The organism is Massilia brevitalea (genome assembly GCF_030711405.1).
GTDB classification, from domain to species: domain Bacteria; phylum Pseudomonadota; class Gammaproteobacteria; order Burkholderiales; family Burkholderiaceae_D; genus Telluria; species Telluria brevitalea.
This window is the reverse complement of the sequence record NZ_JAULSI010000044.1, coordinates 33090-40881: the sequence shown is the minus strand read 5'-3', so window position 1 is coordinate 40881 and position 7792 is coordinate 33090. Positions and strand designations below refer to the sequence as shown.

The window sequence follows — 7792 nt, the reverse complement described above, 5'->3', positions numbered from 1 at the left end:
GGCCAGCTACGGCGAGGAATATGATCGCACGATACTAAACACCTAGACAATTCATTGCGGATTCCGGAGATCGCCGTCCAGCAACTTCAGGATCTAAAGGGCGCAGCCGCAGGATCTGTGTTCGCGAGAAATGCGATCGAATGGAGTATCCAGCTTGTGAACGAAGGGCGATTAGAACCTGATGCGGTCTATGTTGCAATCGGACTAGCTGCAAAAGCTCGGGGTTTCGCGAATACTCGGCAAATCCACGAGCACGTACTTCGCGAAACTAATCAAAACAGGGCGGATGGCGTCACCGCCAGATTGAAGAGCGCGATCGGCGGGTTGTCAGAAAGTAGTCTCGGTTCAATACTTATGAACCGACAAGACGCAGGCCAAGGGCGTTTGAATAAGAGTAGCAGCCTGGACGCAGGAGTGCCTTTATGAGTCGATTATCCCTCAGGGAATTAACTGTAGATGTAGTCGAACAAGGGGTGCGCAGACGCAAAGGGGCAACTCCCTGCAGGCTTGGCAAAAACATCAAATTTGATCTCGCCGCACTTGACTCCTTCTCGACGCTAAGGTGGCAGCCAGTTGTGTACGACATACTTGTTGTGGCTGCCGCCGTTGAATTCTGTGACCGCAGTTTGGCGCGAAGTGCGATGAACTGGGGCAGGCGATTTTTCGTGTCTATTCCAGTTCATGACCCCTGCCTATGGGCGGGGAAGACGGTGAAGCGGGCGTTGGTCGAGGCCTTAAATCTTTTAACCGGTGACGACTGGCATTTCGAGTTTCGCGCGCGTAAGGTACCGGCGCAGCCGCCTGCGCAGAGTCGTATGGAGTTTCCCTCAAATGCTGAAGCGGTCATTGCGTTTAGCGATGGTATGGATTCGCGTGCAGTTGATGGACTCGAACGGATTCGGCTTGGGTCGCGACTCATCCGCCTGAGAGTAGGCACCAAGCAGCATGACATTTCTCTGAAAGAGCGTCGTCAAGCTCCTTTTGCAGCAATACCTTACGCCGTTTCGCTTGATAACGGCAGGAATGCGGAAAGCAGCGCCCGAAGCCGGGGATTTAAGTTTAGTGTGGTTTCAGCGATCGCGGCCTACTTGATCGATGCACCGACGGCAATAGTCCCTGAAAGCGGGCAAGGGGCACTGGCGCCGGCGCTCCTGCCTGTCGGGCAGGGGTACGAGGACTACCGCAGTCACCCAGTCTTCACTGTGTTGATGGAGCGATTTGTCTTCGCACTGCTTGGACATCATATTCACTACAGTTTTCCTCGGCTATGGATGACCAAAGCCGAGACTCTGCGTGAGTTCGTTGCTAACTGCCCTGATGGCGAAAATTGGGCGAAAACTCGCTCATGTTGGCAGCAAGCTCGACAGGCGGCGGTGTCGGGCACAAAGCGACAATGCGGAGTTTGCGCTGCTTGCGTACTGCGTCGCCTAAGCGTCCATGCTGCCGGCCTTGATGAGACAAAGGAAACGTATGTGTGGGAATCGCTTCGGACGCCCACTTGGGAGGCCGGGGCATCGAACGACTTTACGTATTTAACGACGGCCCTACGGGAATATGCTATTGCAGGGGTGCTTCATTTCGAACATCTTGCCCTAGTCAGGAATTCGATCGAATACGAACTGCTTAAACGACGCAATACGACTGAGCTGGCCCGCTGTCTGGCGCTGCAGCCGCAAGTTGTTGAGCAGCGCATTGATCGGTTCCTGCAACAGCATGCCTCAGAATGGGCTGCATTTACCGATGATCTTGGGCAAGGATCGTTCGTGCGGAAATGGATAGGTGATTCATCATGAACAAAGCAAACTATGAGTTAAGCCCCAGTCAATTGGGCGATCGATTAAAGGTGGCGAGGGAAACGGCGAACATGACTCAGGACGCTGCTGCCAAGGCAGCAGGTCTTGCTCGTACCACGCTTGTTTCAATCGAGAAGGGACAACGTAGCGCAAGGCTTGAGGAAATCCAAACGCTTAGCCAGGTTTATGGCTTGTCTGCCAACGCCCTCATGCGGCGCGAGTCAGTCTTCGTCGATCTTGTTCCTCGTTTTCGGTCACTCCCGGAAACCGCCGATAGCGGTATCGAACAAGCTGCTCGAATGCTGAACGATCTTGTTAGGGCAGAAGTAGAGCTGGAGAACATTCTCGGTATCCAAAAAACGTTCAACTATCCGGCAGAGAAAACGATACTCCCTGGAGATGTACGTAAACAGGCGGAGCATGATGCTCAAAACTTGCGGAACTGGTTGGGCCTCGGGGAAGGACCAGTGCATAACTTATTTTCCCTCCTTGAGCTTCAGTTGGGCGTGCGAGTGTATAGTAGGAAACTCGCACCAAAAGTCTCTGGGCTATTCGCCTACGATGACGCTGTCGGAGCCTGCATCCTTATAAATTCGAGCCATCGGAAGGATCGTCGGACTCAAACCGGTGGCCACGAGCTCGGCCATTTCATCGCGACTCGAAGACAGCCCGAGGTATATCAGGACGCAAAATTTGAGAATTCACGTGAAGAGCGCTATGCGATTGCGTTTGGAGGGGCATTCCTAACCCCAGCCCGTGCAGTGATGGAGAAATTCAAGGAAGTGACCACGGGGAGCACTCATCTCACTCGTCGGCACATCATTTTGCTGTCCAATTTTTTTGGAGTATCTCGTCAAGCTATGGTGATGCGGCTTGAAGAGCTTGCGCTTACCAAAAAAGGAACTTGGGACTGGTTCATGGACAACGGCGGAATCACTGACGAGCAAGCTCAGCAAGTCTTGGGCTCAGCAGTATCGGATTCATTTCAGCCTGAGGTTGCGCAGTCTTCGCGGCTCTTCCTTCTTGCTATTGAGGCTTGGAAAAAGGACCTGATCAGTGAAGGTCAAATGTCCGAGATGTTGAAAATCGATCGAGAAAAAGTGCGCGAACTTCTGGAAGAAGCTGAGGAGGATGAGGTTAATGACCTTTTTAAGCTCTCTCACTGACCAAAACGCCACTCTTGTTCTCGATGCCAGCGTGGTCATCAATCTGCTAGCAACGGGGCATTCGAGCGCAATTCTTCGATCCCTGAATGCGCCGATCGTAGTTACTGATAACGTCGTGCGCGAGATCGAAGAAGGGGCGGCGGCTGGGCATTCGCACTTTGACTTGCTCAGGATAGCGTTAAGCGAACAGATCCTTCGGATGGAAAAACTCAACGGTAGAATCCTGGAAGACTTCTTTGATTTGGTATCCGGTAATACTGCGGAAACGTTGGGTGACGGTGAGGCGGCCACTCTCGCGCTAGCACACGGGTATGGCTTCATCGCTGCGATCGATGAAAAGAAGGCAACGAGAATCGCCGCTGAGCGCTTCGGGGCGCTGAAGTTGGCGACAACCGTTGACATACTCGCACATGAGGCCGTGCGTTCATCATTGGGGGTAGATCGACTTGCAGAAGCGACCTTTGACGCAATTCGACTATCAAGGATGCAAGTCCGGGAGTATCAGTTCGATTGGGTGGCGCGGACCATTGGCCCAGCCAGAGTTGATGCTTGTCTTAGCCTAAGAAAGTATGCTCGACGCAGGCCAGCAGCTGGTCCAAACTAATCTGGAGCTCTGCTTCGTTGCACAGTGGGGAGTATAAATCTCTGCGAGCTCCGCTTGGACTACAGGCCAGAAATTGACCGGACACAAGGACTAAGAATTCCACAAACAAAAACGCCAACCGGTGAGGGTTGGCGTTGCGTGAACGATGTTCTTGGTGGCCCGGGGCGGAATCACACCACCGACACAAGGATTTTCAATCCTCTGCGCTGGCAACGAGCGACCAGGCCTCGTCTTACGCCGATTCCTGGCGGGTGGGCAGCTTCCAGCCCGGCCGGATGAAATGGCAGGTATACCCGTTTGGATTGCGTTCCAGATAGTCCTGGTGTTCTGGCTCGGCCTCCCAGAAAGGTCCAGCCGCGACAACCTCGGTGACGGCCTTGCCGGGCCAGAGGCCGGACGCGTCAACGTCGGCGATGGTCTGCTCGGCCATGCGCTGTTGTGCATCGCTGAGATAGTAGATGCCGGAGCGATAGCTCATCCCCCGATCATTGCCCTGGCGGTTCGCCGTGGTCGGATCGTGAATCTGGAAGAAAAATTCGAGGATCTGGCGATAGCTGATCTGCCCTGGATCGAACACCAGTTCGAGCGCTTCTGCGTGCGTGCCATGGTTGCGGTAGGTGGCGTTGGGTACGTCTCCGCCAGTGTAGCCGACGCGCGTCGACAGCACGCCAGGTATACGGCGCAGCAATTCTTCCATGCCCCAGAAGCAGCCGCCGGCCAGAATGGCGGTTTCAGTTTGCGGTGTCATTCATTCCCTTTGCTTGAACAGGTGGTGGACCAAGAGAATACATCTTTCCACGTGAGTCCGTTCGTCGCCGCGCCTGTCGCGCATCGGCAGGTCACATCGTCACATTAGCATCGTTGAACGACAGGCTGCAGGCTCGAAGATCGTTGCGGATGGCCTCCTGGCCCGCGTGCGACATCCCGGCTGCGGCATTGGCGCGGTTCTCGGCAAGTGCGTTCAGAATCAGCCGTACAGTCTCTGCCGGCGCATCCCAGTGCGGAAAGTGGCCGCACCGGTCGAACCAGTGCAGTTGAGCATCCGGGAACAAGGCCAGCGCGCGCCTGGCTTGACGCGGAAAGCAGACCCGGTCGCGCCGCCCCCAGCCAATGACGAGTGGATGCGAGATGCTGTTGCGCGGGGCCCCTTGTTGTCCCTCACCATAGGCGAGCTGGGCCAGCAGTTCATCGAAGGCCGGCGAGGCCACATAGCTGCACAATTCATCGCTCACGGTGTCCGGCGACAGCTTTGTCGGCCGGGCAGAAAATTGCGCCAGCAACAAGGCGCGGCCAAGTGGGTTGGCGCACACCGCTGGCAGTACCGGGCACAGCAGCCGTAGCAGCCGGATCGACAGGTAGATCGAGCTGAAGAACGCGTGACGCTCCCATCCTTGCCAGAACCCACCTGGATTGAGCGCTACTACGCCGCCGACGATCCCACCGCGTCGCGCCAGCTCCAGCACGAGTCGTGCGCCCATCGAACTGCCGACTGCATCGATGCCGCTCAAGCCATGGGCATGGAGGAAGGCGGCGGTCTCGTCCGCCAGGGTGCGGATCGAGGTTTCACCGGCCAGCTTGGGCGTCTGGCCAAAGCCGGGCAGGTCCACGGCGATGACTTCGCGCCTGGTCGCGAGATCAGCCAGAATCGGATTCCAGCTTTGCCAATGACCGCCAAGGCCATGAATCAATAGCAAAGGTTTGCCGGTGCCTTGACGAATGTAATGCATGATCGAGCCTCCCATCGCACGGGCGTGCGTATTCTGGAAGCCTACCCTAGCGGGCACAATGGCTGCGCCCGTTAGGGATGTTTATGCGAAACAATAACGCCACCTCGCTGCATGGTCGGTGTGCGTTCTCTCTGATCGAGGGATGAAAGTCGGGAAATGGGCCGGACGCAAGGACTGTGGAGCCAGAAACAGCAACGCCCACTTGCATGAGTGGGCGTTGCGTGAACGATGNAAACAATAACGCCACCTCGCTGCATGGTCGGTGTGCGTTCTCTCTGATCGAGGGATGAAAGTCGGGAAATGGGCCGGACGCAAGGACTGTGGAGCCAGAAACAGCAACGCCCACTTGCATGAGTGGGCGTTGCGTGAACGATGTTCTTGGTGGCCCGGGGCGGAATCGAACCACCGACACAAGGATTTTCAATCCTCTGCTCTACCAACTGAGCTACCAGGCCAAGGCGGCGAATTTTAGCATGAACCAGCCGCAAGTCCATAATTTCTTAAAGCACGGCATCATCCCAACGCTACGTGCTCGCGCCGCCACTTCGCCGGCGATGTTCCCACTTCGCGCTTGAACGCCCGCGCAAACGCCGCCTCCGACTCGTAGCCGACTTCCAGCGCCACCGACGCCACCGGCGCCCGGCTGTCGCGCAGCAGGCCGGCCGCCGCCTCCATGCGCCAGCGCGCCAGGTATTGCATCGGCGGCAGGCCCAGCAGGCGCAGGAAGCGCGCGCAGAAGACCGAGCGCGACAGGCTGGCGGCGCGCGCCAGGTCGTCGATGGTCCAGGGCCGCGCCGGGGCGCGGTGGATCAGCGCCAGTGCGCGGCCCAGCTGCGGGTCGCGCAATCCCGCCAGCCAACCGGTGCTCCCCAGCGGCAGGTGTTCCAGATAGCGGCGCAGGGCGTCGATGAACATGGTTTCGCTGGCGCGTTCCAGCAGCGCCGCAGCGCCCGGCTGGTTCTGTTCCACGCGCACGGCCAGCGCGGCCAGGTCGGTGCGCGCGCTGGCGCCGCTGGCCGGCAGGTGCAGCAGGCGCGGCAGGGCGCCGAGCAGCGGGTTGAAGGGGTGGCGGTCGCAGCTGAGGAAGCCGCAGGTGACCCCGTTCTCGGCTTCCTGGGCCGGCTCGCCCCAGGTGATCTCGTATTGCGAGTGGAACACGATCGGGATCGGCTTGGGCGCGTCGCGGGTCTTGGCCACCCAGGCCGGGTCGATGCGCGTGGGCTGCTGGGCCGGGTCGCTGGAAAGCACGTGGCCGTCGCCGTGCGGCAGGATGATGGTGTCGCCCGGTTGCAGGCGCACCGGGGCCAGGCCGGCCACCGTGACCCAGCCGCTGCCGCGTGTGAGCACGTGGTATTCCATGACGTGCTCGGCGTCGGGGAAGAGCAGGCCGGCCAGGTCGCGCAGGGGCGGGGCTTCCACCGCCCAGTTTGTCGGCAAACTGAGCTGGTAAAAAACCGCGCCGCGCAGGCGTACCGAGCGCAGCACATCGGACAAGGTGTCGACACCCATCATTTCAGGATGCGCGGGCAAACCGGAGCGACGCTGGAGCAAGCCGCCGCTGCGCATGCGCGCGATACTCGTCATCTTCAAACCAGGAGATGGGAGGATGCCACCATGGACAAGCCAACGCAATCGACTTCTACCTTGACCCAGGGCCGTGGGGCCGCACAGCCGGACTTCGCCGTCATCAAGCGCCGCCAGCAGGCCACCTGGGCCAGCGGCGACTTCGCCGTCATCGGCGTGACCCTGCAAATCGTCGGCGAGACACTGGCCGAAGCCGCCGACATCCGGGCCGGCGAAACCGTGCTCGATGTGGCCGCCGGCAACGGCAATGCCAGCCTGGCCGCGGCCCACCGTTTCGCGCGCGTAACCTCGACCGACTATGTGCCGGCGCTGCTGGACAAGGGCCGGGCGCGGGCCGAGGCCGAAGGCCTGAAAATCGATTTCCGCGTCGCCGATGCCGAGGACCTGCCGTTCGCAGACAGCGCGTTCGACGTGGCGCTATCCACGTTCGGCGTGATGTTCGCGCCCGACCATGTCCGCTCTTCAAGCGAGCTGTTGCGCGTGGTGCGTCCCGGCGGGCGTATCGGCCTGGCGAGCTGGACGCCTCGAGGCCTGGTCGGCCAGTTGTTCAAGACGATCGGCAAGTACGTGCCGCCCCCGGCCGGGCTGCGCTCGCCCTCGATGTGGGGCAACGAGGATTACCTGCACGAACTGTTCGGCGCCCAGGCGGCCGGCATCCGCGTCACGCGCCGCACCTTCCTGTTCCGCTATGCCTCGACCGGGCACTGGCTGCAGGTATTCAAGGATTACTACGGCCCGGTGCAGAAAGCGTTTGCCGCGCTCGACGGCCCCGGCCAGGCGGCGCTGGAAGCCGACATCACCGGCATGCTGCAAGGCGCGAATACCGCCGGCGGCGCCTCGCTGGTGGTGCCGTCCGAGTACCTGGAAGCGGTGATCGTCAAGCGCAGCGAATAAGGGGGGAGGGGGCATCCGGAAGCG

At 59.4% G+C, this 7792-nt stretch carries 7 protein-coding genes and 2 tRNA genes; 4 read left to right on the top strand and 5 right to left on the bottom strand.

Annotation, left to right across the window (positions count from 1 at the left end):
- Positions 1-422 precede the first annotated feature (422 nt).
- From QWL29_RS22280 to QWL29_RS22270, 3 genes are read left to right on the top strand one after another with little or no spacing between them, the layout of a single operon-like run.
- Entirely contained in the window at positions 423-1793 is a 1371-nt protein-coding gene (locus tag QWL29_RS22280; protein WP_305825046.1) for an adenine nucleotide alpha hydrolase family protein, read from the top strand.
- Positions 1790-2959: a helix-turn-helix domain-containing protein gene (locus QWL29_RS22275; protein WP_305825045.1), complete on the top strand. Its 1170-nt coding sequence runs from the start codon at positions 1790-1792 to the stop codon at positions 2957-2959. Before QWL29_RS22280 ends, QWL29_RS22275 begins: the two co-directional genes overlap by 4 nt.
- Positions 2934-3563, top strand: coding sequence for a PIN domain-containing protein (locus QWL29_RS22270; protein WP_305825044.1), 630 nt, complete (start codon positions 2934-2936; stop codon positions 3561-3563). Before QWL29_RS22275 ends, QWL29_RS22270 begins: the two co-directional genes overlap by 26 nt.
- A 152-nt stretch (positions 3564-3715) precedes the next feature.
- Here QWL29_RS22270 and QWL29_RS22265 read toward each other — a convergent pair.
- The 5 genes from QWL29_RS22265 to QWL29_RS22245 form a co-directional block, all read right to left on the bottom strand.
- Positions 3716-3790, bottom strand: a tRNA-Phe gene (locus QWL29_RS22265).
- Positions 3791-3795: 5 nt separating this feature from the next.
- Positions 3796-4311 carry a peptide-methionine (S)-S-oxide reductase MsrA gene (msrA, locus tag QWL29_RS22260; RefSeq protein ID WP_305825043.1) on the bottom strand — a complete coding sequence of 172 codons (516 nt, stop codon included), beginning with the start codon at positions 4309-4311 and terminating at the stop codon, positions 3796-3798.
- Positions 4312-4402: 91 nt separating this feature from the next.
- Positions 4403-5290, bottom strand: coding sequence for an alpha/beta fold hydrolase (locus tag QWL29_RS22255; protein ID WP_305825042.1), 888 nt, complete (start codon positions 5288-5290; stop codon positions 4403-4405).
- A 379-nt stretch (positions 5291-5669) separates the two neighbouring features.
- Positions 5670-5745 (bottom strand) — tRNA-Phe (locus QWL29_RS22250).
- 58 nt (positions 5746-5803) lie between these two features.
- Positions 5804-6874: an AraC family transcriptional regulator gene (locus QWL29_RS22245; RefSeq protein ID WP_305825041.1), complete on the bottom strand. Its 1071-nt coding sequence runs from the start codon at positions 6872-6874 to the stop codon at positions 5804-5806.
- A 30-nt stretch (positions 6875-6904) separates the two neighbouring features.
- Between QWL29_RS22245 and QWL29_RS22240 the strand changes: the two genes are divergently transcribed.
- Positions 6905-7768, top strand: a complete 864-nt coding sequence (locus QWL29_RS22240; RefSeq protein ID WP_305825040.1) for a class I SAM-dependent methyltransferase — start codon at positions 6905-6907, stop codon at positions 7766-7768.
- Positions 7769-7792: the final 24 nt, after the last annotated feature.